Raw genomic sequence first — 26,678 nt, forward strand, 5'->3', positions numbered from 1 at the left:
TTGGGATGGGTGGACGGGGTCGAAGGGGCGGGGATTGTAATTCCTAGGGTTTTGGGTTCGGTTTGAGGATACGACGGTTTTTGGAGGATGGTAAGTCATGATTCGAAGTTTGCACCATGCCACCGCGACGGTCTCGGGCGCCCAGGCCGACCTCGACTTCTATGTCGGGCTGCTCGGCCTTCGTCTGGTCAAGAAGACCGTCAATTTCGACAACCACCACGTTTTTCACTTCTACTACGGGGACGAACGGGGAACACCGGGGACGATCATGACCACGTTTCCCTATGCGGACATGGGGGTCCGGGTGGGCCGGAAAGGCTCGGGGCAAATCACGGCGACTGGGTTTTCGGTCCCGGCCGGCTCGCTCGGCGTGTGGCGGGCGCGGCTCGCCGAGCATCGGGTGGCCGTCACCGGCGAGGGAACCCGGTTCGGGGGGCCGTTCTTGGGCTTCGACGACCCGTCCTCGTTGGCCATCGAGTTGATCGAGTCCGGCGCCGGTGCGCCGGACTAGGGCGTCGGACCCCGCTTGCCCATGTTCGCGAGCGCAAACGAAAAGACATCGGCCCGTTCCTCGATCGTCTTCGAGACCGGTTTGCCGAATCCGTGGCCGGCCTTGGTTTCGATCCGAATGTACGCCGGCCGCCGCCATGCCGTCGCGGCTTGGAGCGCCGCCGCAAACTTGAACGAGTGCCCTGGCACCACCCGGTCGTCGTGATCCGCGGTGGTGACGAGGGTGGCGGGGTAATCCGTCTCCGGCTTCAGATTGTGGAGCGGCGAGTAGGCCTTGAGAACCGGGAAGTGCTTCGGATCGTCGGCTGATCCGTACTCTGAAGCCCAGGCCCACCCGATTGTAAACTTGTGATAGCGGAGCATGTCCATCACACCCACGGCCGGAAATGCCACGGCCGCGAGGTCGGGCCGCTGGGTCATGGTGGCCCCGACCAAGAGCCCCCCGTTCGATCCGCCCTCGATGGCCAGGTAGGCCGAACTGGTGTACCGCTCGGCAAAGAGATACTCGGCGGCCGCCACGAAATCGTCGAAGACGTTTTGCTTCTTCTCGAACATGCCCGCCTCGTGCCACGCCTTGCCGTACTCCCCGCCGCCCCGAAGGTTCGGCTGGGCGTAGACGCCGCCCTTCTCGAGCCAGCCGATCAAGGCCGGATCGAAGGACGGGGTCAGGCTGATGTCGAATCCGCCGTAGGCGTAGAGGATCGTCGGGTTGACCCCGTTCTTTTCGAGATCGCGCCGGTGGGTGATGAACATCGGGACCCGGGTGCCGTCCTTGCTCCGATAGAATACCTGCTCGGTCTGATAACGGACGGGGTCGAACTTGAGCTTCGGCGCCCGGAACACCTCGGACCCACCGGTGCCGACGTCGTACCGGTAGATCGTCCCCGGCGACAGGAACGACGTGAACGCGTAGAACATCTCGGGGCGATCCGGATCACCGCTGATGCCGGTGGCGCTGCCGATGCCAGGCAAGCTCACCTCGCGGACCGGCCGGCCATCCCGTTCGAAGATCCTGACCGACGACTTAGCGTCGGCCAAATAGGTGGCCACCAACCGGCCACCGACTTCGAGAACTGACTCGAGCGCGTGGGGCTGCTCCGGAATCGTCTCCCGGACTGCCTCCGCCCCGGTTTTCCGAGTGTCGATGGTAATCACCCGGCTGCGCGGGGCATCGCGATCGGTCCGGAATTGGAACAGCGGCCCTTGATTCCCGATGAATCCATAGGCGGCGTCGGCCTGATCGAGGAGCCGGGCCACGGTACCGGTCACCTGGGGCCGAATCGGATCGGCCAAGTCGAGGTAATGAATTCGCTGCCTGGTGTCGGTACCGACCCAGACGTTCATCACCAGATACCGGCCATCGTGGGTTACCTGGACGCCGAATCCCCAGTCGGGCTGATCCGGGCGCTCGTAGACCACGACGTCCTCGGCCTGGGTGGTCCCGATCTGGTGGTAGTAGACCTTCATGTCCCGGTTCTGCCCGACCATCGCCGAGCCGGCGGCCGGCTCGGGATACCTCGAGTAGAAGAACCCCTTGCCGTCCCTGGTCCAGGCGCCGCCTGAAAACTTGATCCACCGAAGATGGTCGGACAGGTCGGTGCCGTCGGCAACCCGGCGAACCTTGAATTCCTGCCAATCCGATCCGCTGGCTGCGGTGGCGTAGAGCAGCAGGCTCCCATCGGGGCTTGGCTCCGTCAGCGCGAGCGCCACGGTGCCGTCGTCGGACAGGCGGTTAGGGTCGAGCAACTCACGGGTGGTCCCGGTTCTCGCATCCTGTACATAGAGAACGGCTTGGTTTTGAAGCCCGCTGTTCCGGCTGTAGAAGTACCGGCCGCCACGGTAGTAGGGCACGGAAAACCGCTCGTAGTCGTAGAGCTCGCTCAAGCGGCCCTTGAGGGCGTCGCGACCGGGGAGCGCCCGGAGGTAGTCGAAGGTGACCTGATTCTGGGTGGTGACCCAGGCCAGCGTCTCGGGGGCATCGACGTCCTCGAGCCACCGGTAGGGGTCGGCGACCTTGGTCCCGTGATAGTCACCGACGGTGGCGCCTGCCCGGGTAACCGGGGGGCGCTTGGGCTGGGCAGCAAGCATGGAAGTGAGGCCTAAAAAAAGAAACAGCACCGGACGGATCATGGTTGCCTCCACCTAACGATTGAACCGAATTCGGAGCATCCGGCTGGCGCTGACCTCGAAGCCGTTGATCCGGCCGTCGGCGCCCCGGGTAAAGCGAACGAAGCTCCCATCGGCCTGATAGGCGTCTTTGATCCGGGGTTTCAGCTCGGATTCTCCGACGGCTCGGCCCTTGAGCATGGCCTTGCCCTTCTCGATCCGCACGGTCCAGATGGTTCCGAGCTCGGGGCTCGAATACGACCCGACCAAAGCTTGGAGGTCAGCGCCGGTCGAAGTATAGCCCGCGGTCTTGAGATAAGGACCTTGACTGGTGCCGAGGATCGAGAGGCTGAGGGCGCGGCGTTGGTCGCTGAACTGGAGTTCGACGGCCTGTCCCTGGTAGCTGAATCGATCCTCGCCGAGGGGGGTGAGCGGTAAAGGCCGACCCATGGCATGGGCTACGAGGCGGCCGGAGTCGGCGGTGATCTCGACGACCGACTGGAGCAGGTCGGCGTAGTAGAGCCCGAGATACGGGGCGGGGTCAATCTTGACTACCGGAGCGGCCGCTGGGGCACTGGGAGAGCCGGCGGCAGGAGCGGCGGGGAAGACGCCGGCCAGAATCACATCGGCGACGTCGGTGGCCCGTTTCTGGGTGTTGGCCGTCCCGATGTTGCACGTCACCCCGATCGATACGCCCTGGTCTGGGAATCGCATCAACATGGCGCGGTAGCCGGCCCACGCGCCCCCATGGTGGATCCGCCGGAGGCCCCGGTATTTGTCGACGAACAGACCCCGGGCATAACTCAGACTATCACCATTGTTCAGGGTGCCCCGCTGTTCCATTCGATCGATCAGCGCCTGACCGCCCACTTTGGGATCAGAGAAGTTGGCATCCCACCGGGCCAGGTCGAGGACGGTGGTATTCACCGCGCCATCGCCGGTCTGATCCCAATTCGACATATCGACCGTAAAGCCGCCGTTCGGTCCCGGACCGTAGGCCGTGGCGCGGTTTGGAAGGATGGCGGTGTGGTCGTCCCGGAAGTGGGTCACGGCCATGCCCAACGGCGAGAAAATCCGCTCCTTGGAGAACTCGGTCAGCGTCCGGTTGGTGACCCTCTTCACGATCGTCGAGAGCAGGAAGAATCCGGTATTGCTGTAGTCCCACCGGCTCCCCGGTTCGAAGTTCAACGCTCGTTGGGAAATGATGACGCCGAGCGCGTCGTCGTCGTTGGTGAAGTCTTCGAAGAAGTGTCCTGCCATGAACAACAGCCCGTTGTAATCTCGGAGCCCGCTGGTATGACGGAGCAGGTGATCGATGGTGATCGTCTTGCCATAGCCTGGGAGCTCGGGGACATACTTCCGGACGTCGTCGGCCAGGGACAGCTTGCCTTCGTTGGCGAGGATCACGATGGCGGCGGCGGCGAATTGTTTCGACGTCGACCCGATGTCGAACACCGTGGTCGGGCTGATCGGCACGCCGAGATTCAAGTCGGCCATGCCGTACCCCCTGGCAAACCGGACCCGGCCCCGTTCGTAGACGCCGAGGGCGCAGCCCGGCGTGGTCGTGCCATACTCCTTGAAGACCGCATCGACTTTGGCCGTGTCGAGTTGGATCGGGGTCTGGGCGGCCAAGGCAAAGGGGAGGCTGAGCAGGACGGTAGTGGCGGTCACGATCTTCATGGGCGACTCAGGATAGTGGTGACATTGGGATCGGCAGGGAGCCAATTCAATTGCGGATGAAGTCGCATGGTGACTGTAATGTGACGGGTTTCGCGCGGGTACGCGAGTAGGGGGAGTCGCGCCGCCATCGTGTCACGCTCGCAGTGCGAGCCAATTACTCGAATCGGGGTCACGATGGTCGACAGGTGACACACTGTCTGACGAAGTAGGCAGCCAAGGCAATGATACCAATGACCAAGTAGTGCGATGGATGTGATTCGTTAGGTGACCGGCGCGACTTCCTGCGGCAAGCGGCGGGATGGGCGGCCGCGGTTGCAGCCGCCCTGGCGATTCCAGGACGGGCGGCGGTGGCGCTCCCGATCGGGGTGGCCATCGGCCGGCGGAATGAGGGGGGCGGTGGGGTCAACTACGCCCTCCCGCCCGCCGACGGGATCCTGATCGACAAGCCCAACGAGGTCATCGTGGCCCGGCATCAAGGGTCGGTGTACGCCTTCGCCCTGTCGTGTCCCCATCAGAACACGGTCCTCAGATGGTTGGCCGACGAAGGCCGGTTTCAGTGTCCGAAACACAAGTCGCGCTATCAACCTGACGGCACCTTCATTTCCGGGCGGGCCACCCGAAACATGGACCGCCTGCTGATCCGGCGCGACGGGGCCACGGTCGTCGTCGACGTGGATCACGTCTTCGAAAGCGACAAAGACCCGGCGGCCTGGTCGGCGGCTGTCGTCAAGGTTCAGGACTCGGCACTCGGCACCGGTTGGGAGTGGCGGGTTGGGGCGCGGTGGGCTAACCTGAGGGCCTCACGACCATCCGGCGAGGTCTCGATGCGTGGCTTTTCCCTCCTGTTCGTCACTTTGTTCCCTTGGTCCGTGGCGGCGCAGGTCCGGCCGGCGGATACCCTGTTCCAGGTTGAGCGATACCTCGATTACGAGACGGTGCAGTCGCCTCGGATCTCGCCGGACGGCAACGTCGTGGTGTTTGGGCGGCGAGCGGTTGACAAGATGAAAGACAGCTGGGAAACCAGCTTGTGGATCATGAACGCCGATGGGTCGAACCTTCGGTTCCTCCTCAAAGGTGCCGACCCGGTGTGGTCGGCTGATGGAACCCGGATCGCGTTTCTTGCCCCGGGCGAGCCGGGCGGGAATCAGATCTTCGTCCGCTACATGGATGCCGAAGGGGCGGTGTCGCAGGTAACGCGAGTGGAGCAGACGCCGTCCGATATCCGCTGGGCGCCGGACGGGCGCTCGATCGGCTTTGCGATGGTGGTACCCTCGGCGCCCGACTGGAACGTCCGGCTTCCAGCCCCGCCGGCCGGTGCGACCTGGACGCGGGCTCCGCGGGTGGTCGACAAACTCCATTCGCGGGCCGATGGGCGCGGGTGGCTGGTCAACGGGTACACCCATCTCTTCGTGGTGCCTTCCACTGGCGGGACGCCCCGCCAGGTCACGACCGGAACTTGGAATGTGGGTGCTCGGGGTATTGGACTGCCCGGGTCGGTGGGCTGGGACTGGATGCCCGACGGCCGGAGTCTCGTGGTCGATGGCAACGACGATCCCGATGCCGACCGGCAGCGCCAGGTCTCCAACATCTACGCGGTTGATCTCGAGACCCTCACGCGTCGCCGGCTCACCCCGTCGAAAGGCAATTGGACCAATCCCATTGTCTCGCCCGACGGCAAGGTGATTGCCTTCCTCGGTTTCTCGTTTACCAAGCAGACCTATCGGGTGTCTGATCTGTACACGATGCCCGCCACCGGCGGCGCGGCCACGCTTCGAAGTCAGGGCTTTGACCGAACGCCCTCGCAGTTGGTATGGGCGCTGGACAACAGCGGGCTCTATTTCGTCGCCGACGATCGGGGGGTCTCGAATCTCTACCTCGCGCCGACCAGCGGTCCGATCCGGCCGCTGACCACCGGGATTCATATGTTGACCGCGCCCTCGGTCTCGAAGAAAGGCACGGCGGTGGTGGTTCGGACCCATTTCTACGCCCCACCTGACGTCGTGAAGATCGATCTCAAGAAGCCGTCGCAGTTGGTTCCACTGACCCAGATGAATGCCGATCTCCTTGGCGGAGCCAAGCTCGGCGAGGTCGAAGAGATCTGGTACCGGTCGGCGGACGGAACCCGGGTCCAGGGGTGGATCGTCAAGCCGCCGTCCTTCACCCCGGACCGAAAGTGGCCGTTGATCCTCGAGATTCACGGCGGCCCTCACGGGATGTACAACGTCGGGTTCAATCCGATGTACCAGAACTTCGCCGCCAACGGGTTCGTCACGTTGTACACCAACCCCCGAGGCAGCACCGGCTACGGCACCGACTTCGGCAATGCGATCGACCAGGCGTACCCGAGTGTCGACTACGACGATCTCATGGCCGGCGTCGACAGTGTCATCGGCCGGGGCTATGTGGACGAAAAGCAGATGTACGTGACGGGGTGCAGCGGTGGCGGGGTGTTGTCGAGTTGGGTCATTGCCCATACCAACCGGTTCGCGGCCGCGGCCGTCCGCTGCCCGGTTACCAACTGGATGAGTTTTGCCGGCACCAGCGACATCCCGCTTTTCGGCTTCAACTGGTTCGACAAGCCCTATTGGGAAGACCCCAAGCCGTGGCTCGAGCACAGTACGATCTTCCACGTCGGCAAAGTCAAAACCCCGACCTTGCTGATGACCGGCGAGCTCGACCTTCGGACCCCGATGGGCCAGACGGAGGAATACTTCGCCGCCTTGAAAGTGTTAGGCGTACCGACGGCGATGGTGCGGTTCGAGGGCGAGTACCACGGGACCGGTTCCAAACCCTCGAACTGGATGCGGACTCAAGTGTACATGATGGAGTGGTTCCGCCGGTACGGCACCAACGGAACCATTCCGTGATGCCCTAGCGGCGGTAGCGCTCAACGTACTGGAGGTCTTCGTCGTCGGTCCGGATCACATAGACCGTGCCTTTCCCGAAGCCGATGACCGTGCTCTTCGCGTTGAGGTTGACCTTCCGGACCAGTTTGCCGGTCTTGTCGAACACATCGTAGGATGGGACCGGGTCGCTGGCCGGCCGAGTTCGGGCCACCCACACCTCGCCTTCGGGGGCCACGAGGACGGCGTTGTTTCCGGTAAATGGCGGCTTGGTGTCCTCGAACTCGGGGTCGGGCAGATTGGATGTTGCCGCCGCCCGCCCAGGCCCGCCGCCGAATTGGACCATCATCGGGCGGTTCCGCTTCCGGGCTTCAATGACATCCTTCTTGTCCTGCTCGGTGACCAAGAGAACCGTGTAGGGCTGCGGTTGGCCAAGCTTGGCCGTTCCGGCGTTGGCCCCGTACCAGAGGACCTGATAGGGGCTCGGTTGGACTCGGGCAATCGCGCCGTCGCCCGCCACCCCCCAAGCTTCCTGCGGCGTAAAGACTTTGCCGCCCCCGAGCCGGATTGAGACTCGTCCGCCCCCGCCCGAGGCGTTGACGTTCCCCTTCGGAGGGATCAGCCACGCGACGGTGTCGATCTTGGCCGCCACGCCCTCGGCGGCGTCCCATCGAAGGATCGCGAGCGAGTCGGGCGCCTTCGCGTCCGGGTTGCCGATGTTGAACGGCGGTGCCTGGAAATAGACTCGGCCGGCTTGGTCGGAGGTGGTGCCACCGAACCCAATGGCCATCCCGCCCGGCCCGCCGCCGGTGCCGGGAAGGGCCACGGTTTTGGTTGGTTTGCCGGTCGGATCCAGGACCAAGAACCGCCGGCCCAGCAGGTCGTTGATCCAGGTCTCACCGTTGGGCATTGCCAGCAGTCCGGCCGGGAGTGCGTACTCCCCGGGACCCTGGCCCTCGCGCCCGATCTTGGTGGCTTGGCCAGTGGCGAAGTCGAGCATCTGGACGGTTTTGTCCTGCAGGTCCGCGATGATCAGTTTGCCGTTGGGCAATTCCCGAACACTGGCAACGCGGGTGTAGGGATCGGGGAAGGCCGCGTCGGGTTTCGTCAGAGTAACGGGGGCTTGGGCCAAGGCGCCGGATGTGATGAATGCGGTCGCGAGCAGTAGAGCATAAGGTGTTTGCACTGAATGACTCCAGGAGATGGTCCACGGGGTGCCATGGAGATGCCCGCCTCCGTGTTTCGGTCGCACGGAGAACCTGATCTCGGGCCGCGCGGGGCTAGTTCGGCGTCCGATACTGTTCAAGGTACATCAGGTCATCGTCGTCTTTCCGGGCGACGTACACGGTCCGCTTCCCAAACCCTACCACGGCTGCCTGAGGCGCCAAGGTCACCCGTCCGAGGACCCGGCCCCGGCGGCCGCCAGACCTTGCTTGAAGGCCGAGCGGACGACCGAAACCCGCGGTGTCGAGTTGCGGCTGACCCACCGTCCACCGGAGGACGGCCACCGAATCGGCGCCGTCCATGGCCGCAGGGTTGATCGACTCGAAATACAACCGGCCCTGGGCGTCAGCGGCCGGCATGAGCATCATCGGGATGCTCTTGGGGCCCACGAGGGACGCGAACGTAACCGGTCTGCGGACCGCCCCCTCGGGGCCAAGTTCCAAGAACCGCTGGTTCATCGGATCGTAAACGAACGTCCGTTCCCCCGGCATCGGGACTAACCCGACCGGCATCGCGTATTCACCCGGTCCGCTCCCGTTCCGGCCGATCGTCGTGACCGTGCCGGTGGTGAAATCCGCGATCTGGACCAGTTTTTCCTTGGCATCGACGACCACGACCCGGCCGTTTCGAAGTTCCCGCACCGAGGTGATCTGGGAAAACGGTTCGGCGAGGTTTCGGTCCGGCTTGGTCAGGGTCACGGGCGTCTGGAAGGCGACAACCGCAAGGAGGAGCTGGTTCATGGCGGAAAGATGGCAACGCCGGGCTATGTTGTGCCAATGCGGCCCGATCTCCGTTCCGTTGCCGGGACTCCGACGACCCGGTTTGCCCCGAGTCCGACCGGGCCCCTCCACATCGGACACGTCGCCAACGCCGTCTGGACCTGGGGCGTGGCGGCATCCACTGGCGGCCGCGTCGTGCTTCGGCTCGAGGATCACGATCGGGGCCGGTGCCGGCCCGAGTACGAGGCGGCGATTCTTCGCGACCTTGAGTGGCTCGGCCTCGAGCCCGACGAGGTGTCGGCACGGTCGCTCCGCGCGGGACCGTCGCCCTACCGGCAAAGCGACAACCCGGAGCGGTATCAAGAAGCCCTCGACCGAATCAGCCGGACAGCTTCAGTGTTCCATTGCGACTGCTCCCGAAAAACCATCGCGGAAACGTTAGGCGCGGACGGGTTCGGTGACGGCGAGGAACTCCGCTATCCCGGCACCTGCCGTGCCAAGGGCCTCGGCCCCGGCCCCGGACGCGGCGTGCGAGTGCTGGTGCCGGACCAGGAGGTGATCTGGCAGGATCTGAGCTTGGGCCGGATTGCGCAGCGGCCGTCCCACCAGTGCGGCGATTTCCTGCTCAAAGACCCGCACGGCAACTGGACCTATCAATTTGCCGTGGTGGTCGATGACCTGGAGCACGGGATCGACCTCGTCATTCGGGGCGACGATCTCCTGGCCTCCACCGGGCGCCAAATCATGCTGGCGGCGTGGCTCGGCCGCCCGGTCCCACCGGCGTTTCTGCACCATCGGCTGATTCGGGATGATGCCGGCGCCAAGTTGAGCAAACGCGACGGCGCGCCCGCGCTGGCCACGCTGCGGGCCGCGGGGCAGTCGGCGGAGGCGGTGCTTGGGATGGCGGCTCAGTTGACCGGGCTTCAAGAAACCCCGGCCCCGATCGGAGCGCGGGCACTCGGCCGTCTGTTCCGTTAGGCGCCTGCCTCGGTCAGCCGGTCGAGGGTGCGAAGCTCCGGCCACGCCATCCCAACCGCCGTCACCACGCCGATCACCCCGACACCGCCCGCCACCACGGCTCCCACTGGCCCGATCCAGCTCGCCAGCATCCCGGATTCGGCTTCGCCGAGTTCATTCGACATCCCGATGAACAGGCTGTTGACCGCCGAGACCCGCCCTCGCAACTCATCGGGCGTGTGGAGTTGGGTCAGGGCCAGCCGGATGATCACGCTGATCGCGTCGAATCCCCCGGCCAGGAACAGCATCGCGATCGAGAGGAGATAGTTCTGCGACAGGCCGAAGACGATGATGGCGACCCCGAACCCCGCCACCGAGGCCAGCAACGTCCGCCCGGCCCGCTTGAACGGAGGCTGGTGAGCGAGTCTGACCGAGACCAACACGGCCCCGAACGACTGGGCGGCCCGAAGCCAGCCGAGCCCGACGGGTCCGACCAGGAGAATCTCCTTGGCGAACACCGGAAGGAGCGCGATGACCCCGCCGAGCAGTACGGCGAACAGATCGAGCGACATGGCCGCCAGCAACATCGGCGAACGGCGGACGAAGCGGACCCCTTCGAGGAACCCCCGTCCCGAGACCCGGGGGCCGCCGGGCGCCCGGGCCGGAATCTCGATTTGGGTCACCAGCGCCATGAAGACCAACGCGGCGCCCGCGCACAGGGCGTAGACCGCGCCGGGCCCGGCCCAGTGAATGATGAAGCCGCCCAGGGCCGGTCCGATCATGTCGGCGCCCTGCCAGCCCCCGCTGTTCCACGCCACTGCGTTCTGGAACGCGCCTAACGGCACCAAGTTCGGCATGATGGCTTGTTTGGCGGGAAGCTGGAAGGTCCGCCCCGCTCCATACAGCACCAGCAGCCCGTAGTACACCTCGATCGGCGCCTCGGCCCGCGATGCCAGCCACAGCCCCAATGCCGCGAGCCCGATCGCGGCCTCCGCCAGGATCAAGAGCCGGCGGCGATCGGACGAATCGGCCAATTGCCCGGCGGGCAAGATCAAGATGATCAACGGCAGAACCTGCGCCAGGCCGACCATGCCGAGTGCCCAGGCCGAACGGGTTCGTTCGTAGATCTCCCAACCGATCGTCACCGCCATCATCCCCTGGCCGAGCACCGCTAAGACGTGGCCCGCGACGAACCGGCGGAAGGCCGGGTACCGAAGCGCTTGGTAGGGGTCGTGACTCATCAGCCGGCCTTCGGGTACAGCGCGTGATACATCGCGGTGTTCCGGAGGACTTTCTTGACGTAGTCCCGGGTTTCGGCAAACGGGATCCGCTCGACGAACACCTCAGGGTCCTGGTCGACCCCGCGAATCGACTGCCACCGCCTGACGCGATCGAGGCCGGCGTTGTAGGCCGCGAGCGCCCGCTCGGTCCAACCAAGGCGCTCCAGTGCATCGGCTAGGTGATCGATGCCGAAGTCGAGGTTTACGTCGGGCTGGTACAGAAGGACCGGGTCCCACTCGGGGAGGGCGGCTTGACGGGCCAGTTCGGCCCCGACCGACGGCACCACTTGCATCAGACCACGGGCATCGGCCACCGACCGAGCCTCCGGATCAAAGAGCGATTCCTGGCGAATGACGCCGGCGGCCAGCATCGGGTCGAGCCCGGCCTGCAACGCCTCGCTGCGGAGCAGCCGTTCGTACGGGAGCGGATAGAGGAGTCGGGCCACCGCTCGGCCGAGGCTCGCGCCCCGCTCGATGGCCCGCTCCGCCATTCGCATGGCCCGGGCATGCCATTCGGCGGCGGCGAGCGCCGTGGCCGTCGTCATCAACGGCCCTGGCTCGCCACCGGCAGCGGCCACGTAGGCGTCGAGTTCGAAGCGGGCCTCCACCTTGAGCCCCAATCGGCGAAGCAGGGCAACTCGGGCCAGGGCGTCTGGCTCGGCAACCGACTCGGTTGCCAAGTCCGGTTCGAAGCGCCGGAAGTCGGTGCCTAACCGCGCCGCCGCCCGCCACGCGTAGTAGCTGTCCCGTCCCCGCGAGGCCACCTGCCGCCACCGTTCGGCGGCGGCCGCCGTGTCGCCGCCGGCCACAAAGGCCCGCCCGGCCCAATAGAGCGAGCCGAGTGCCTCCGGGTTCGCCGGCGTCGCCGCGATCCGGTCAAACTCGGTGGTGGCGATACCGAAATCGCCATTCAGATAGGCGATCATCGCCGCTTGAAAAGCGCCGCGCCGCCCGAATGCCGTGCCGGGATACCGGGTCCCGGCCTCTCGGAAATAGATTCGCGCCGAGTCGTCGAGGCCCCGATCGGCCAGGAGATCGGCCGCGAGGAAGAGCGCCGATGCCGCGGGCTCCGAATCCTCCGGGAAGACCACCCACACCCGTTCGAGGGCCCGGACCACCGAGCCGGGCTGGCCGGTGCGCACCATCATCCGGGCCCGCTGATAGGCCGCGTCGCCCTGAAGGTCCTTGCTGGTCACGCCGTCGAAGAGCGCCACTGCCTCCGGGCCGCGGTTGAGGCGGGCGAGCACGGTGGCGTAGGTGAAGCGATCCCGGTCGGTCCACAGGGTCCGGCCGGCGTCAAATCCCAGGGCGGCCCGCTCGAGGCGGTTGATCTGCGCCGCCCGGCGGGCGATCCGAAGCTCCTCGGCCGGCGTCTTGGACACGAATTCCCGGTCAAAGAGATCGAGGGCGTCCGAGGCATCGGCGGGCGAGGAGTCTCCGCCGAGTCCCTCGACCAACTCACGGCGGCCGGCCGCTCGGGCCGCGAGGTCGCCCCCGGACAGCTGGAGTCGGACGGCGGCCAAACGGGCCCCGAGGTCGGCGTACTGATTCGCGGCCCCCGACCAATCGCCGGCTCGGCTTCGGGCCAGGGCTTCGGTCCATCGAATTCGCCCTCGAGGGGCTGGTCCGGTCAGTGATCCCAACAGCACGCTTCGGCCGGCCGAATCGGTCGTGACGCCCGCGGCGCGGAGCAGCAGCCAGTCCTTGAGCGTCGGGAGTTCAGCGGCGGCGGCCCGATAGACGGCCGCGGCGGAATCGAGCTGGTCAAGGCGGTCGAGGGCCCGGGCCTGGGTCAGGAGGCGTTCACCGCGGTCGCCGGGCCCCGCGAGCGCGACCGCCCGTTCGCTTTGGATCAGCGCCGCGGCGGCGCGCCCTCGCTCGATTAGCGCTCGGCCCAGCAGGGCCCGGCCGGTGCCGCGCTCGAGTTGGTCGAGCCAGGGCTCGCCTTCGAGCAGCCGTTCAACCGTTTCCCAACCCTCCCAGCCGGCGGCGGCTCGGGCGGCTGCCAGCTTGACGGCCGGTTTGGAGGCCGCCTTGGTGAGGGGCGCGAGCATCCGGGTGGCTTGCCAGGGCCGGCCGAGGTCGGTGGCGCGAGTGGCCGCCGCCAGGATGGAGTCGGTGAAGCCGGTCTGGTCGCGCCCGGCTTGGGCGGACAGGGCAAGGAGAGTAGCAATGAAAAGCCGCACCCCGTCAATCTAAGGGCGCGGCTCGATTCTGAGGGGTCCAGCGGCCGACGTTAGGCCGCCTGGGGTTTCGCTTTGGGCCTCGGTACCGGCTGGCGCCGGAGGAACACCGTACCGTTGCTCGGTCCCGGAGGCCGGGTGGTGCGCGGGAGGATCACCCGCCCGACCGACTTGCCGTGACTGTCGAACACTTCGTAGCCTTCGAATCGGTCGCGTCGCTTGGTATCCGCCATGGTCCCTGTCCGTGTGGTCGTTCGCATTCTTTGATGCGGCAGCTCCGGAAAGGGTTGCATTCTTCGGCACTCGGCACTCGGCGCTCGACTGGGGGCTCTACTTTCGGCAATCGGAGACATCGACGCTGCCGATCTCGGGCACTAAGTCGGCCCGGGGCACGACCACCCAGCGGCCGCGGCGGAGGGCCAACTCCATGACTGAGACGTCGTCGCCGACCCAGGCCGGCGCGTTGTCGTCGCCGCGGTTCTCTTTAAACAGCGCATAGGTGGTGGAGTCGCCATCGGCCACGACGCCGATCAAGCGGCGGCGGGGCAGGGGGATGTCGTTCAAGTCCGTGGGGGCGGGACATCCGGCTTGCTCGTATTGCATCCGGACCTGCCAGCGGGGGTCGCGGCTTTCGAGCCAGCGGGCCGCGGCCTCATCCGACGTCAGGGCCCGGAGGGCCGTGGCCGAGGCGACCCGGGCAAATTCGTAGGGAGTCGGATCGGCAAACCGGCGCTGCTGCTCCCGCATCATCCGAATCTGATACTCGGCCGCCTCGCGGGGCATGTCGGGATTCCGCCGGAGCAGCTCCTCGACGCTGGGCTGCGGCCCTTCCTTGGGTTGGCGGCGGGCGCGGGTGATGAAATCCCGCCGAAAGCGATCGAACGAATCGAGGTCGAGGAAGCGTGCCGTTTCGGTCCAGAGCCTGGCGTTCCAGGCTTGGAGGAAACCGGTGGCGGCTTCGCGCGGCGAGGACTGGCCGGCGGCCGGGACGGGGGACAGGGCAACGAACGCGATCGACACGGCGGTGACCAACAGACGACCGTTCATGGTAACGGTACTCCTTCAAGGTCCCGCGACTCCGACGAAGCCAAAGGTAACTAAATTGGGGCGGCTTTTCCGACTTCCGACCGAACGAGGCGTCCATGCGCGCAATGGTGACCGTGGCCCACGGGGACCGTTCCCAGTTAGTGCTCCGATCCGACTATCCCGATCCGGTACCGGGTCCTGATGAGGTGGTCCTCCGAGTGGCGGCCACCGCCATCAACTACCACGACGTCTTTACCCGCCGGGGAATGCCCGGGATCAAAATTCCGCTCCCAGTCATCGTCGGATCGGACATTGCCGGGGTTGTGGTTGGCGTGGGCTCGGGCGTCCCGGGCTGGAAGCCGGACGACCGGGTGCTGGTCGACCCGGTCATCCGCGATGGCAAGCACTTCGGCATGATCGGCGAGGTGTTGGACGGCGGCCGGGCCGAATACGTGAAGGTCCCGGCGAGCACCCTGATTCCGGTGCCCAACGAGGTGAGTCTCGAGCACGCAGCGTCGTTGCCGTTGGCTTACGGTACCGCCTATCGGATGATGATCACCCGGGGCCGGGTCCAGGCCGGCGAGCGGGTCCTGGTGCTCGGCGCGAGCGGTGGGGTTGGCGTGGCGTGTGTCCAGTTGGCCAAGCAACTCGGCGCCGAGGTCATGGCGTGCGCCAGTTCCGCTTCGAAGCTCGACCGATTGAAGACGCTCGGCGCCGATCACGGGGTCAACTATAGCGAAACCAAGTTCGTCGACCGGGTTCGGGAGGTGTACGGCAAACCTCGGATTACCGGGGGCGGTGGTGTCGATGTGGTGGTCAACTTCACGGGTGGCGATACCTGGCTTGAAACTCAGAAGTGCACCCGGGTCGGCGGCCGGATCCTCACCTGCGGAGCCACCGCCGGGTTCAATCTGGTTACCGACGCCAGGTATCTGTGGACCTACGAGCAGGAAATGATCGGTTCGAACGGCTGGACCGCCGCCGACCTGGTCGAGCTGATGAATCTGATCCGCACGGGGCAGCTCATCCCCGCCATCGACAAGGTGCTCACGCTCGAGGAAACCGCCGAGGGCGAGCGAATGCTTGAAGACCGCGAAGTCTTCGGCAAGATTCTGATCAAGCCATGATCGACCGCACCAACCTCGGCGACATCCTCCCCCGGGAGACCCCGGAGCACCCGCTCTTCATCGACCTCCGGATCCCCGGTCAGCCGAGAGTTTGGAGGACCGACGAGTTTGACCGCGCCGTCGACGCCGTCGCCCATGGCCTGGTGCGCCGGGGCTTCGCACCTGGGGCCCGGATCGGTATTCTGGCCGCGAACCGGGCCGAGTTCATGATCGCCTATTTCGGCACGATGCGGGCCGGCATGGTCAGTGTCCCGATCAACTTCAAGCTGCCGAAGGACACGATCGAATACATTGTCCAAGACGCCGCCCTCGCCGCCACCTTCGTCGACGCCGAGCGCCGGCCCCTGGTTCCCGCCCGCTGCCCGACCCTCGACCTCGACCACCTCGACACCGCCCCGCCGCCGAGCGCCGAGCGCCGAGCACCGAGTGCCGAGCTCTCAAAAATCCTCTACACCTCGGGATCCACCGGTCGCCCGAAGGGGGTGCCGCTCCCGCACGCGGGTCAGATCTGGTCGGTGGCAAAGTACTTCGAGGGGACTGAGCACGGCCGCGCCGAAATTACCCTGGTGGTGGCGCCGACCTACCACAAGAACGGCCTCTTCTTTTCGATGATGGCGTTGGCCAACCAGATGACGGTCCTGTCGCTCCCGAAGTTCGACGCCCGGAGTTTTCTTGAAACTGTCGCCAAGTACCGTTGCACGCTGCTGACCGGCATCCCGACGATGTTCGCGCTGATTGCCCGGGAACATGACCTGATCGCGTCGCTCGATTTTTCGTCGGTCCGCTTGGTGACCATCGGGTCGGCGCCGTTGACCGATGCCTTGGTGGCCCGGGTCAACTCGATCTTCCCGAACGCCGAAGTTCGGAACGGCTACGGAACGACCGAGGCTGGCCCGATCGCATTCGGCCCGCACCCCAAGGGGCTGCCGCGGCCCTCCTTGGCTCTTGGCTATCCCTTTGCCGAGATCGAGTGGCGGCTGGTCGACGGACCGTCACGCAGCGAGGGCGTGCTCGAACTGAAGACCCCGGCGCTAATGCCTGGGTATCTCAATCTGCCGGAGGCCACCGCAGAAAAACTCCGGGACGGATGGTACTCAACCGGCGATGTCATGCGTCACGACGCCGAGGGGTTTTTCTACTTCGTGAGCCGGGCCGACGACATGTTCATCTGCGGCGGCGAAAATATCTTTCCAGGCGAAGTGGAGAAACTGCTGGAACGGCATCCGGCGGTGGCCCAAGCGTCAGTGGTGCCGGTTCCGGACGAAATCAAAGGGCAAATTCCGGTGGCGTTCGTCGTCAAGACGCCGGGCACCGCGCCGACGGAGGCCGAACTCAAGGCCTTTACCCTCGAATTCGGGCCGGCCTTCGCTCATCCGAGGTTCGTGGTTTTCGTCGAACTGATTCCGGTGGCTGGAACCCACAAAGTCGACCGGCGCGTGCTGGTCGAACGGGCCACCACCGAGGCCAGGTTGCGCGGCCGGGTCTGATCGTTTGCGCCGTCGCGCCGGACGCGGTAACCTACCCGGGTTCGGCCCCACTTCTGCAGGAGGTGCCCCATGGTTCGTCGCTTGATCGCGGTGCTCTCGTTCGTTGCGTTCGCTGGACTCACGTCGGCGGCGGCGCAGACCAAAGAGCGGCTCAAGCTCGCCGACTATCTCGACTTCGAGGATGCCCAAGATCCCCGGGCCTCGCCTGACGGGAAGCAGGTGATCTACACCCGCCGCACGATCGATAAGATCAACGATCGGTGGGACAATGCCCTCTGGATCGTCAACGCCGACGGGACCAAGCACCGGTTTCTGCTCAAGGGCGGGAACGCCCGGTGGTCGCCGGACGGGACCCGGATTGCCTTCGTGGCCGACGGCCAGCCGACCGGGTCGCAAATCCACGTCCGGTGGATGGACGCCGAGGGTGCCATCACGCAGATCACCCGGGTGCCAGAGGCCCCGACCGATGTCGAGTGGTCGCCGGATGGGAAGAGCTTGGTGTTCCGGATGATGGTGCCGATGAAGGAGGCCTGGAAGGTGGCCGACATGCCGGCCCCCCCAGCCGGGGCGAAGTGGACCGAGGCCCCCTACGTCGTCGAGAAGCTCAATTATCGCCGTGACCGTGAGGGATTCAGCGATCTCGGTTTTCAGCAGATCTTCGTGGTTACCTCGGACGGCGGTACGGCGCGGCAGCTAACTGAAGGGCCCTACAATCATGGAGCTCCCGAGTGGGCGCCCGATGGCCGGTCGCTGGTGTTTGCCGGGCTCCGGTCCAACGAGGCGGACTGGCAGTGGCGCGAAAGCGAGATCTACCGGCTCGACCTGGCCAGCACAGCCGTGACGCAATTGACCCGGCGGGCGGGCCCGGACGGGCAGCCGGCCATTTCACCGGACGGGCGGTTGATTGCCTACACCGGCTATGACATGACGACCGACACCTGGGTCGACTCCAAGCTGTACCTGATGAACGCCGACGGGTCGGGCTCCCGGCTGCTGACGTCGAGCCTCGATCGGTCGCCGCAAGGGCTGATGTGGGCGGCCGACGGCAGCGGGATCTATTTCTCGGTCGAGGACAAGGGCTCCCGGAATCTGATGTTCGTGCCGGTGTCGGGCGAGCCGGTCCGGGCCATTACCAAAGGCGAGCATCTGCTGGCGGTAACCGGGATCGACAAGCTGGGGAATGCGGTGGCAATTGCGACGGCCTGGAACCGTCCCAACGACGTGGTGGCGTTCAATGTGGCCCGGCCCCAGCAAATGACCCAGCTCACCTCGGTCAATGAAGACCTCCTCGGCACCAAGGACCTCGCGTCCATCGAGGAGATCTGGTACCCGTCGGTCGATGGGACCCGGATCCAGGGGTGGATCGTCAAACCCCCGGCGTTCGACAAGAGCCGAAAATACCCGCTGATGTTGTCGATTCACGGCGGCCCGCATTCGATGTACGGGGTCGGGTTCAACTTTGGCTGGCAGGAGCATGCCGCCAACGGGTATGTGGTGCTGTTCACCAATCCCCGCGGGTCCACCGGCTATGGCAGCGCCTTTGGTAACGCGATCAAGAACGCCTATCCGGGCAAGGACTTCGATGACCTGATGGCGGGCGTCGATAGCGTCATCAACCGGGGCTATGTCGATTCCAAGAACCTGTTCGTCTATGGCTGCAGCGGCGGCGGCGTGTTGACGTCCTGGATCGTCGGGCACACCGACCGGTTCGCCGCTGCCTCGGCGAACTGTCCGGTGACCAATTGGCTGAGCTTCGTCGGCACCACGGACGGGGCGTCCTGGTACTACAACTTTGCCAAATTGCCCTGGGAAGATCCGAGTGAGCATCTCCGGCGGTCGCCGTTGATGTACATCGGCAACGTCAAGACGCCGACGATGCTGATGACCGGGGTGAAAGACCTCCGAACCCCGATGCCGCAGACCGAAGAATTTTACAGCGGGCTCAAGCTCCGGAAAGTGCCGACCGCAATGGTCCGGTTCAACGAGGAGTGGCATGGCACCAGCAGCAAGCCGTCGAACTTCCTCCGCACCCAGGCGTATCTCCGGCATTGGTTCAACCGGTTCGCGACCCGGCCGGCGGCTACGGACTGACCTTTGCCGCCCGGCGGCGCTTGACCAAAAAGGGCAGGACGAACAAATAGATCCCGGTGAGCCACATCCCGAACATCACGGTGGCCACCGGGAGGAAGACGCCGAATTTCACGGCCGGTCCGAAGAACGACCCGTCGTGCAGCGACTCGATGAGATCCGACCGGCGGTGGGCCGAATGCAGGACCGCGCCGGTCGCGGCGTCGATTTGGAGCTCCCAATCGGAAGCGGATGTCACTTTCACCAGCCCTTTGTCGGGCCGGACGTCGATCCGTTTCACCTCGCGCCACGACCGGACCTGGGCCTCGTCCACCCGGCTGGCAATGACCAAAATGTCGGCCAGGGCCAACGCCGGTTCGGTGCCGCCGCCGCGTTGCTCGGTCGGCTGGATCCAGGCGATTTGCTTCTTGAGTTGGAGCAGCAGCCCGGTGGCGATGACCACCAGGAACGGTAAGGCCACGATGATCGAGGCCCAGTAGTGCACTTTTCGATTGAGGGCGTTGAAAGTCATGGCTCTAACCTAACAACGGTCAGGGCTTCACTTCGAGTCCAAAGAGGACCGGCCGGCCGGCCGGCAGATTGCCGTTGTGGCGCTCGAACCGGGTCGAGTTCGTCAGGTTGTCGATGTTGAGATAGGTCGTGAGTTGACGATTCACGTCGAACGCCACGCTGAGATACGGTTTCACGAAGCCGGGATACTGCAGCAGGTAGTCGCGGCGGCTTGGCTTGGCCGGCGATTGGTTGGCCGCCACCATGGCGATTTCGGTCCAGTTGTATCCGGTCCACGATCCGATGTAGTTGGCGCCAACGCCGATTTGGAAATTGCGGCCCAAATTTAGGTCAACCGGGCCGAGCCGGAGGCCTTCGGGATTTCGGGCAGTTGGTCGCCCTTCCAGAGCGGGCCGGCATATCGCTGGCCGATCTGTTCCACCCGGCTGCTGGTGGTGTAGAGGAGCCCGTCGAGGCCCACTCGGCCGAATCGGAGTCCGGCCTCGAGTTCGACGCCTTTGTTTCGGATGGCGCCGATGTTCTGGAATTGATAGGTCGGCGAGACCCCGGTGACCGGCTGGAGATACCCGGATCGACGTCCCGCTTGAACTTGAGCAGATCGAGCCGGTCGAGGCGCTTCGAGTGCTGGACCATCAGCGCCCAGCCGCCCGGGTCGGTGTCGTCCCGGATCAGCGGCGCGTTCCGAATCTGCTCCGACGAGAGTTCCATCGTCAGGCCGCCGCCCAAGCGGACCGAAAGATCCGGCCGGCGCATCAGGTGATAAATCGCACCTAACGCTCCGGCCGACAGGAGCAAGGGTGGAATCGGCCCGGCCAGCATCGCCAGGGCGGGCCCCAACGCCACCAGCCCGGGCGTACCCACCACCGCGGCAACCCGCCGAATCAGCCGCCGGTTGTGGCGCCGGAGGAACTGCTGCCCGTACCGCCACGCCGCGAACTCGGGCCGGAGCGGCTTTCCGATCCGGACCAACTCCAGCCCCTCGGGCATCTTGGCGAGACCAATATTGCTGGTGGAAACCCGAACCTGGGTGCCCCGGAATCGCCGCTCGCAGTGCTCAATCGTTTCCCAGCGGTCTTCAAACGGGGTCAGATTCCAGCGGGCGCACGCCAAACAAATGACCCAGAGCCGGCCCCGGGCTTCGTCGAAAGCCAACCGGCAGGTGCTCGAGCTCTTGGTTGTGGCCGAGGGCGGTCTGACAGAAGAGGCAGTCGGCGTACATCCCCTACGGTGCGGATTTTCCGAACCCGTGACAAGCCGGTTCGGCCGACTCGTCACCCGCATGCAATCCTCCTGCCATCTACCGCACCATCCGCGCGAGCTCGGCTTCAGCCGCGATATAGCCGAACGCGCTCCACTGCGGCATGGCGATGATCCGTTCGAAGATCCTCCGGGCCTCCGCTTTTCGGCCGTTGTACAGGTGCCAGTTGCCAACCCCGTAGGCCACCGTAGCATCCTGGACCGCGTCGCCCTGATCGGCCGGAGTCAGAATTGCGTCGGGGGTGATCTCGCCCCGGTACATCAGCAACAGCCGGTGATAACTCCCGTTCTCGATGATCGTCATGCCGGCGGTGATCGGCTCGAGCACCTTCGCCGCTTCCGCCTCGCGGCCCAACCGGCGGAGCGTCATGTACAGCCAATGACTCGACGCCACCACCATGTCGGGATTGACCGCGATCTTCACGTCCTCCTGATAGAACGGCAATGCCTTCGCCAACGCCCCCTGGAGGTAGTATCCGAGCGCCAGGTGATACCGGATGTTGGATTGGAGGGTACTCGTCGGGATCCCCTGGGCGTTCGGGATGCCGTCTGGCTCGACCTCGTCCGCCTTGCCCCGCGTCAGTTCAGCCGCCTTCTCAAAATCGCGAACCGCCGGGTCGAACTTCCGAATCGAGAGATACCGGTGCCCCCGATGGCGATACATCCGGGCATCGCCGGGGTAGCGGTCAACACCTTCGGTGTAGATCTTGATCGCCTCCGCATACCGGCCCAGATACGCAGTCCGACGACCGAGCCAGATGATCGAGTCGGCGTTGGTCGGCGTGTGCTCGAACGCCTTTCGAGCCGCCCCCAAGTGCCCCTCGTACAGCGCCCGCACCGCCGCCCCCAGCGCCGGCCGCACCAACGGCTTCCCGAGCAACGACGTCGCCTCAACATCCGAAGCCTGCCCCCGCAGAACCGCCGGCGCCAACCCCAACAAAACGATCACCAATAATCTCATCCCACCCCCACGTTGTAGTGCCGAGCGCCGAGTGCCGAGCAGTTACTTTAACCATTCTCCCAATCGGAGCCCTCGCATGCTCGTGCTGTCGCTGGCCGGCGTCCTGCTCGGTCTTGTCGTCCAAGATACGACCCGCCGCGCCCCCGGACTACCACTCCAAGCCGCCGCCCGTTCGTTCCGGCTCGAAACCAGTCGCGGAACCTGAATTTCCCTCGACCCGACCACCGACGGCCGAACCATCGTGTTCGACTTGCTCGGTGATCTCTATACCATGCCGGTGACCGGCGGCCGAGCCACTCGCCTTCGAGCAACCCTGGGCCTATCTCGCGAATCTGGCGTTCGGGGTCACCACGTCACGCGACCCCCAAACCAGTACCACCGATGTGCTGAGCTATTCCGATCTAGTTGAAACCGGCCAGATGATCGGCCCCCGGGTCTACTCAACTGGCTCAGGAGTATTCGCTGGCGAACAGCTCAAGAACCTCGACAACGCCCGGTCGGTGCTCAAGCGATATAGTCAATATTACGACACCAAGACACTCAAGATGTATATGGCTGGCAATCGCCAGAAACGGCAGTGGATCATCATGGCTGCCAAAGAGTTAGGTCTGATGCCGACGACGGAATGAGGGACCGATTTTGCTCCGGAGGTCACTCACGCTACTGACGGTTACTCCGGAGTCGAGCATTCGCTCCCGATCTATCAGATCTTCGAGGACGTTGTCAAACTATTTGTCAGCAGCGGCACGACCAATACCCCAACCCTCCTGGTGGCCTACGGGGGCCCCTGGGCCGAGCACTACTACTACGCCACCGAGCGGGTGGTAGACGACCCCAAGCTGATGCGATTTCTTCCCGACGCCGAGCTCGACGCCCGGGCGCGCCGGCGGGGAGGCAACCCTGGCCTCGCCGGATGGGTCATACCCGAGGAACACATCTTTTCGAAACATGCCCAGTTTGCCAAGGCCGCGGTCGAGGCCGGCGGCCGAATTGGGGTCGGCGGTCACGGCCAGCTCCAGGGCTTGGGATTCCCTTGGGAGCTCTGGTCGATCCAGTCCGGGGGGATGTCTCGGCATGATGCCCTCCGGGCGGCTACAATTCTGGGCGCCCAGGCCATCGGCCTCGAGCAGGATCTTGGCTCGATCGAACCCGGGAAGCTGGCAGACCTCGTCATCTTGGATCGAAATCCCTTGGACGATATTCGAAACTCGAGAGCCATTCGTTACGTGATGAGAGGTGGCAAGCTCTACGACGGGGACACCGTCGACGAGATTGCCCCTGACACCAAACCGTTGCCCAAACCCTGGTGGCGCGACTCCGTGCCGCCGAAGCCCCAGCCCTAGGCCCTCGTCCATGTACCTGCACCTCCTGCTCGCGGCGGCCGCGTTCTTCCAGGACAGCCTGCCCCTCAAGTCCGCCCGGATGGCCAAGTTCACGGCCACCAAGGGCACCTGGATGTCGGTCGACGTCAGTCCCGACGGCCGAACCATCGTGTTCGACATGCTCGGCGATCTTTACTCGATCCCGGTCACCGGAGGTACCGCCACCCGGCTGACCAGCGGGATGGGTTATGACGCCCAGCCCCGCTTCAGTCCTGACGGGAAGCGGCTGGTCTTCTTCTCCGACCGAGCCGGTGGCGACAACCTCTACGTCAGCAACGCCGACGGCACCGGGATTCGCCGAATTACCTATGGGATCCAGGGCACCCATGTGTCGCCGGAATGGATGCCCGACGGGAAATACGTCGTGGCGTCGAGTGCCGCCGGAGGGTTCGGAGCCTGGAAACTCACGATGTACGACGTCCAGGGAGGCACCGGCGTCATGTTGACCCGGAACAGCGGCGGCACCGCTTTCCTCGGCGCCGCGCCATCTCCCGACGGCCGCTACATCTATTACGCCTCGCGCCAAGGCCCGTGGGAATACAATGCCGCGATGCCCCAGGCCCAGATCGGGGTCTACGACCGGGAAACCGGGAGCACCACGGTTCAAACCACCCGATACGGCAACGGGATCCGCCCGGCCGTGTCACCCGACGGCAAGTGGCTCGTCTACGGCAGCCGCGAAGGCCAGCAGACCGGGCTCCGAAGCCGCGAACTCGCGAGCGGCGACGAGAAGTGGCTGGCGTTTCCGGTCCAGCGCGACAACATCGAATCGGTGCCGGACCTCGATTTTCTGCCGGGGTACGCCTTCACGCCCGACGGATTGGCCATCGTCCTCTCATACGGCGGCGAATTGTGGCGGGTGCCGGTCAACGGAACCGCGCCGGCCAAGATCCCCTTCACGGTCGATGCCGAAGTGGCGGTCGGGCCCGAGGTGAAATTCGAATACCCGATCGAAGACACCCCGGCCTTCACGGTGCGCCAGATCCGCGAGGCGGTTCCATCCCCGGATGGCCGGCGGATCGCCTTCACCGCGCTCGACAAGCTCTACGTGGCGGACTTGCCTAACGGAACCCCGCGCCGGGTTACCACCGCCGAAACCGGGGAGTATTTCCCGGCCTGGTCGCCGGATGGGACGGCGTTGGCCTATGTGACCTGGGACGGCACCGAAGGCTACCTGATGCGGACCACCGTCTCCGGCGGCCAACCCCAACGATTGACTCAGGCCAGTGCTTACTACCAGGTCCCGGCGTGGTCGCCGGACGGCCGCCGGATCGTCGGGGTCCGGGCCGCGACGCGGAATCTCACCGAACAGATCAATCCCTTCATCGGTGATGGGCAGGGTGCCGAGTTCTTCTGGGTCAGCTCGACCGGTGGCGAACCGACGACCATCAGGCCGACTGGCGGGAACCTGCGCGCTCCGCACTTCACGGCCGATAGCGGCCGGATCTATGTCTATGGATTCTTCCCGCCGGCTCCCGGCGCTCCACCGCAGGGATTCACCGCGGCGCTGGCGTCGTTCCGATGGGACGGCACCGACCTGAAGCAGCACCTCCAAGTCACCGGCCCGCTCCCGCTCGGCTTCTTCGCCCGTACCGGCCCGGAATACCGGGAGCCGTTTGCGCCGAAGCCGGCTTCCACTTCGATGGGAGATCTCCTCCCATCCGACTATATGAGTGCCAAGGAGCCAGCGGTTCAGGGTCCCCGAGCCGACGTGATTCGAATGGCCCCGACGGGTGACTTGGCCCTAGCGGCGTTCGGAAACGACCTCTACGTGGTCAGAGTGCCGAAGATCGGCGGCGGGGTGCCGACGGTGTCCGTCGCCAAGATCGACAGCTCGGCCACCCGGGCGCTCAAGCTGACCGATATCGGCGGTGAGTTCCCGACCTGGAGTGCCGATGCGCAGACCATCCATTGGTCGATCGGCAATGCGTTTGTGTCGTACGACGTGGCCCGCGGCCTGGCGGTCGACGACAGCCTCCGCGCGGCCGGTGCCGATACGGCCACCCGGGTTCGCAATCAGTACCAACCGGTCGAGCAGCGAGTCCGAGTCACCGCCAATCGGGATATTCCGGCGGGCACCGTGGTCCTTCGCGGGGCCAAAGTGGTCACGATGCGCGGCGGCGAAATCGTCGACAATGCCGATGTGGTCATCAAGAATCAGCGGATCGTGAGTGTGGGCCCCCGCGGCTCGGCGCCGGCCGATGCCCGCGTCATCGACGTGGCGGGCAAGACCATCATCCCGGGCTTCGTCGACACCCACGCCCACATGTGGTCGGGCTTTGGCATTCACTGGCAGCGCAATTGGATCTACGATGCCAACCTGGCCTACGGAGTGACCACTACCCGCGATCCGCAGACGGCCACCACCGATGTGCTGAGCTACCAGGACCGGGTCGATGCCGGCTCGATGGTAGGCCCCCGGGTCTACTCGACGGGTCCGGGCGTGTTTTCCGGAGCCCGAATCGGATCGCTCGAGAAGGCCCGGAGCGTGCTCAAGCGGTACAGCGACTACTACGACACCAAGACCTTCAAGATGTATATGTCGGGGAACCGGCTGACCCGCCAGTACCTGATCATGGCGTCGAAAGAGCTGAAACTGATGCCCACCACTGAGGGCGGGCTCCAGTTCATGCTCAACATGACCCATGCGATGGACGGATATCCCGGCATCGAACACACCATCCCGCTCTATCCGATGTATGACGACGTCGTTCAACTCCTCAAGACCTCCGGGACCACCAACACCCCGACCCTCTTGGTTACCTACGGCGGACCGTGGGCGGAGAACTACTACTACGCCCGCGAAAACACCGCGGGCGACGCCAAACTCCGCCACTTTACGCCGTCGGAAGAGTTCGATAACAACACCAGACGGCGCGGTGCGGGGCCCGGTCCGAGCGGGTGGGCCCACGAATCGGAGTACATGTTCAAGAAACACGCGGAGTTCAACAAGCACTTGATCGAAGCCGGCGCCTGCAGCGGGGTCGGGAGTCACGGCCAACTCCAGGGCCTCGGGTTTCACTGGGAACTCTGGTCGATGCAGAGCGGCGGGATGAAAAATCACGACGCCTTGAAGATCGCCACGCTGTGCGGCGCGGAGGCCATCGGCCTTGGAAAAGACCTGGGTTCGATCGAATCGGGCAAGTTGGCCGATCTCGTGATCCTCGATAAGGACCCGCTCGAGAATATCCGAAACACCAACACCATCAAGTATGTGATGAAGAACGGCCGCCTCTACGAGGGCGATACCTTGAACGAAATCTGGCCGCGGCAGAAAGCGGCGCCGACCGAACCTTGGCGTCAAACCGCGCCGGTCAACACCACGGGGACCCGCTAAC

19 protein-coding genes and 1 pseudogene are annotated in these 26,678 nt (G+C 65.1%); 8 read left to right on the forward strand and 12 right to left on the reverse strand.

Translation table 11 applies throughout. The annotated features are described in order from the left end of the window. Nucleotides 1-97: 97 nt before the first annotated feature. Nucleotides 98-511 (forward strand): hypothetical protein, encoded by a 414-nt coding sequence (locus EXR94_06730; GenBank protein ID MSR02419.1) that lies wholly within the window; start codon nt 98-100, stop codon nt 509-511. Here the strand turns inward: EXR94_06730 and EXR94_06735 are convergent. Further along, a complete protein-coding gene (locus EXR94_06735; protein ID MSR02420.1) occupies nt 508-2,598 on the reverse strand; it encodes a S9 family peptidase in 2,091 nt (696 codons plus the stop codon). The two genes, EXR94_06730 and EXR94_06735, sit on opposite strands and share 4 nt — an antisense overlap. Nucleotides 2,599-2,652: 54 nt before the next feature. Continuing rightward, the gene (locus EXR94_06740) at nt 2,653-4,296 is read right to left on the reverse strand and encodes a class A beta-lactamase-related serine hydrolase (GenBank protein MSR02421.1); all 1,644 of its coding nucleotides are present in this window, start codon (nt 4,294-4,296) and stop codon (nt 2,653-2,655) included. Nucleotides 4,297-4,643: 347 nt separating this feature from the next. Between EXR94_06740 and EXR94_06745 the strand changes: the two genes are divergently transcribed. Beyond that, nucleotides 4,644-7,163 carry a S9 family peptidase gene (locus tag EXR94_06745; GenBank protein ID MSR02422.1) on the forward strand — a complete coding sequence of 840 codons (2,520 nt, stop codon included), beginning with the start codon at nt 4,644-4,646 and terminating at the stop codon, nt 7,161-7,163. A 4-nt stretch (nt 7,164-7,167) separates the two neighbouring features. On the opposite strand, the gene EXR94_06750 is transcribed toward EXR94_06745, so the two are convergent. Both EXR94_06750 and EXR94_06755 read right to left on the reverse strand, forming a co-directional pair. Further along, nucleotides 7,168-8,325, reverse strand: a complete 1,158-nt coding sequence (locus tag EXR94_06750; GenBank protein ID MSR02423.1) for a hypothetical protein — start codon at nt 8,323-8,325, stop codon at nt 7,168-7,170. Between the two features lie 94 nt (nt 8,326-8,419). Next, nucleotides 8,420-9,103 (reverse strand): hypothetical protein, encoded by a 684-nt coding sequence (locus EXR94_06755; GenBank protein MSR02424.1) that lies wholly within the window; start codon nt 9,101-9,103, stop codon nt 8,420-8,422. 9 nt (nt 9,104-9,112) lie between these two features. Here EXR94_06755 and EXR94_06760 point away from each other — a divergent pair, with 9 nt between their 5' ends. Next, entirely contained in the window at nt 9,113-10,060 is a 948-nt protein-coding gene (locus tag EXR94_06760; GenBank protein ID MSR02425.1) for a tRNA glutamyl-Q(34) synthetase GluQRS, read from the forward strand. Here EXR94_06760 and EXR94_06765 read toward each other — a convergent pair. The 4 genes from EXR94_06765 to EXR94_06780 all read right to left on the reverse strand — a co-directional run bounded on the left by EXR94_06765 (nt 10,057) and on the right by EXR94_06780 (nt 14,549). Continuing rightward, nucleotides 10,057-11,280, reverse strand: a complete 1,224-nt coding sequence (locus EXR94_06765) for an MFS transporter (protein ID MSR02426.1) — start codon at nt 11,278-11,280, stop codon at nt 10,057-10,059. The two genes, EXR94_06760 and EXR94_06765, sit on opposite strands and share 4 nt — an antisense overlap. After that, nucleotides 11,280-13,505: a hypothetical protein gene (locus EXR94_06770; GenBank protein ID MSR02427.1), complete on the reverse strand. Its 2,226-nt coding sequence runs from the start codon at nt 13,503-13,505 to the stop codon at nt 11,280-11,282. Before EXR94_06770 ends, EXR94_06765 begins: the two co-directional genes overlap by 1 nt. A 50-nt stretch (nt 13,506-13,555) precedes the next feature. After that, nucleotides 13,556-13,735 (reverse strand): hypothetical protein, encoded by a 180-nt coding sequence (locus tag EXR94_06775; GenBank protein MSR02428.1) that lies wholly within the window; start codon nt 13,733-13,735, stop codon nt 13,556-13,558. Nucleotides 13,736-13,832: 97 nt separating this feature from the next. Continuing rightward, complete coding sequence (locus EXR94_06780) at nt 13,833-14,549, reverse strand: hypothetical protein (GenBank protein MSR02429.1); 717 nt, start codon at nt 14,547-14,549, stop codon at nt 13,833-13,835. A gap of 95 nt (nt 14,550-14,644) precedes the next feature. Between EXR94_06780 and EXR94_06785 the strand changes: the two genes are divergently transcribed. The 3 genes from EXR94_06785 (at nt 14,645) to EXR94_06795 (ending at nt 19,233) form a co-directional block, all read left to right on the forward strand. Next, nucleotides 14,645-15,655, forward strand: coding sequence for a zinc-binding dehydrogenase (locus tag EXR94_06785; protein MSR02430.1), 1,011 nt, complete (start codon nt 14,645-14,647; stop codon nt 15,653-15,655). Then, on the forward strand, nt 15,652-17,142 hold the full coding sequence (locus tag EXR94_06790) for a long-chain fatty acid--CoA ligase (GenBank protein MSR02431.1): 1,491 nt from the start codon (nt 15,652-15,654) through the stop codon (nt 17,140-17,142). The genes EXR94_06785 and EXR94_06790 overlap by 4 nt, the downstream gene beginning before the upstream one ends. A 69-nt stretch (nt 17,143-17,211) precedes the next feature. Beyond that, nucleotides 17,212-19,233, forward strand: coding sequence for a S9 family peptidase (locus EXR94_06795; protein ID MSR02432.1), 2,022 nt, complete (start codon nt 17,212-17,214; stop codon nt 19,231-19,233). Here EXR94_06795 and EXR94_06800 read toward each other — a convergent pair. From EXR94_06800 to EXR94_06815, 4 genes are all read right to left on the reverse strand, one after another. Beyond that, the gene (locus EXR94_06800; protein MSR02433.1) at nt 19,223-19,741 is read right to left on the reverse strand and encodes a PepSY domain-containing protein; all 519 of its coding nucleotides are present in this window, start codon (nt 19,739-19,741) and stop codon (nt 19,223-19,225) included. The genes EXR94_06795 and EXR94_06800 overlap by 11 nt on opposite strands. A 19-nt stretch (nt 19,742-19,760) precedes the next feature. Beyond that, a complete protein-coding gene (locus EXR94_06805; GenBank protein MSR02434.1) occupies nt 19,761-20,141 on the reverse strand; it encodes a TonB-dependent receptor in 381 nt (126 codons plus the stop codon). Then, on the reverse strand, nt 20,066-20,668 hold the full coding sequence (locus EXR94_06810; protein MSR02435.1) for a TonB-dependent receptor: 603 nt from the start codon (nt 20,666-20,668) through the stop codon (nt 20,066-20,068). Before EXR94_06810 ends, EXR94_06805 begins: the two co-directional genes overlap by 76 nt. Before the next feature lie 369 nt (nt 20,669-21,037). Then, on the reverse strand, nt 21,038-21,958 hold the full coding sequence (locus tag EXR94_06815) for a hypothetical protein (GenBank protein MSR02436.1): 921 nt from the start codon (nt 21,956-21,958) through the stop codon (nt 21,038-21,040). 332 nt (nt 21,959-22,290) lie between these two features. On the opposite strand from EXR94_06815, the pseudogene EXR94_06820 reads away from it, so the two are divergent. Both EXR94_06820 and EXR94_06825 read left to right on the forward strand, forming a co-directional pair. After that, nucleotides 22,291-23,301, forward strand: a pseudogene (locus tag EXR94_06820) (hypothetical protein). 10 nt (nt 23,302-23,311) lie between these two features. Continuing rightward, nucleotides 23,312-26,677: an amidohydrolase gene (locus tag EXR94_06825; GenBank protein MSR02437.1), complete on the forward strand. Its 3,366-nt coding sequence runs from the start codon at nt 23,312-23,314 to the stop codon at nt 26,675-26,677. Nucleotide 26,678: the final 1 nt, after the last annotated feature.

The sequence above is a fragment of the Gemmatimonadota bacterium genome (assembly GCA_009692115.1).
In the GTDB taxonomy this organism is placed as follows: Bacteria; Gemmatimonadota; Gemmatimonadetes; order Gemmatimonadales; family GWC2-71-9; genus SHZU01.

What these genes read in the sequence shown, in the direction of transcription:
- EXR94_06790 (MSR02431.1), top strand. Translation starts at nt 15,652, where the DNA reads ATGATCGACCGCACCAACCTCGGCGACATCCTCCCCCGGGAGACCCCG.
- EXR94_06785 (MSR02430.1), top strand. Translation starts at nt 14,645, where the DNA reads ATGCGCGCAATGGTGACCGTGGCCCACGGGGACCGTTCCCAGTTAGTG.
- EXR94_06760 (MSR02425.1), top strand. Translation starts at nt 9,113, where the DNA reads ATGGCAACGCCGGGCTATGTTGTGCCAATGCGGCCCGATCTCCGTTCC.
- EXR94_06735 (MSR02420.1), bottom strand. Translation starts at nt 2,598, where the DNA reads ATGCTTGCTGCCCAGCCCAAGCGCCCCCCGGTTACCCGGGCAGGCGCC.
- EXR94_06755 (MSR02424.1), bottom strand. Translation starts at nt 9,103, where the DNA reads ATGAACCAGCTCCTCCTTGCGGTTGTCGCCTTCCAGACGCCCGTGACC.
- EXR94_06795 (MSR02432.1), top strand. Translation starts at nt 17,212, where the DNA reads ATGGTTCGTCGCTTGATCGCGGTGCTCTCGTTCGTTGCGTTCGCTGGA.
- EXR94_06825 (MSR02437.1), top strand. Translation starts at nt 23,312, where the DNA reads ATGTACCTGCACCTCCTGCTCGCGGCGGCCGCGTTCTTCCAGGACAGC.
- EXR94_06765 (MSR02426.1), bottom strand. Translation starts at nt 11,280, where the DNA reads ATGAGTCACGACCCCTACCAAGCGCTTCGGTACCCGGCCTTCCGCCGG.
- EXR94_06730 (MSR02419.1), top strand. Translation starts at nt 98, where the DNA reads ATGATTCGAAGTTTGCACCATGCCACCGCGACGGTCTCGGGCGCCCAG.
- EXR94_06740 (MSR02421.1), bottom strand. Translation starts at nt 4,296, where the DNA reads ATGAAGATCGTGACCGCCACTACCGTCCTGCTCAGCCTCCCCTTTGCC.
- EXR94_06800 (MSR02433.1), bottom strand. Translation starts at nt 19,741, where the DNA reads ATGACTTTCAACGCCCTCAATCGAAAAGTGCACTACTGGGCCTCGATC.
- EXR94_06815 (MSR02436.1), bottom strand. Translation starts at nt 21,958, where the DNA reads ATGAGATTATTGGTGATCGTTTTGTTGGGGTTGGCGCCGGCGGTTCTG.
- EXR94_06775 (MSR02428.1), bottom strand. Translation starts at nt 13,735, where the DNA reads ATGGCGGATACCAAGCGACGCGACCGATTCGAAGGCTACGAAGTGTTC.
- EXR94_06780 (MSR02429.1), bottom strand. Translation starts at nt 14,549, where the DNA reads ATGAACGGTCGTCTGTTGGTCACCGCCGTGTCGATCGCGTTCGTTGCC.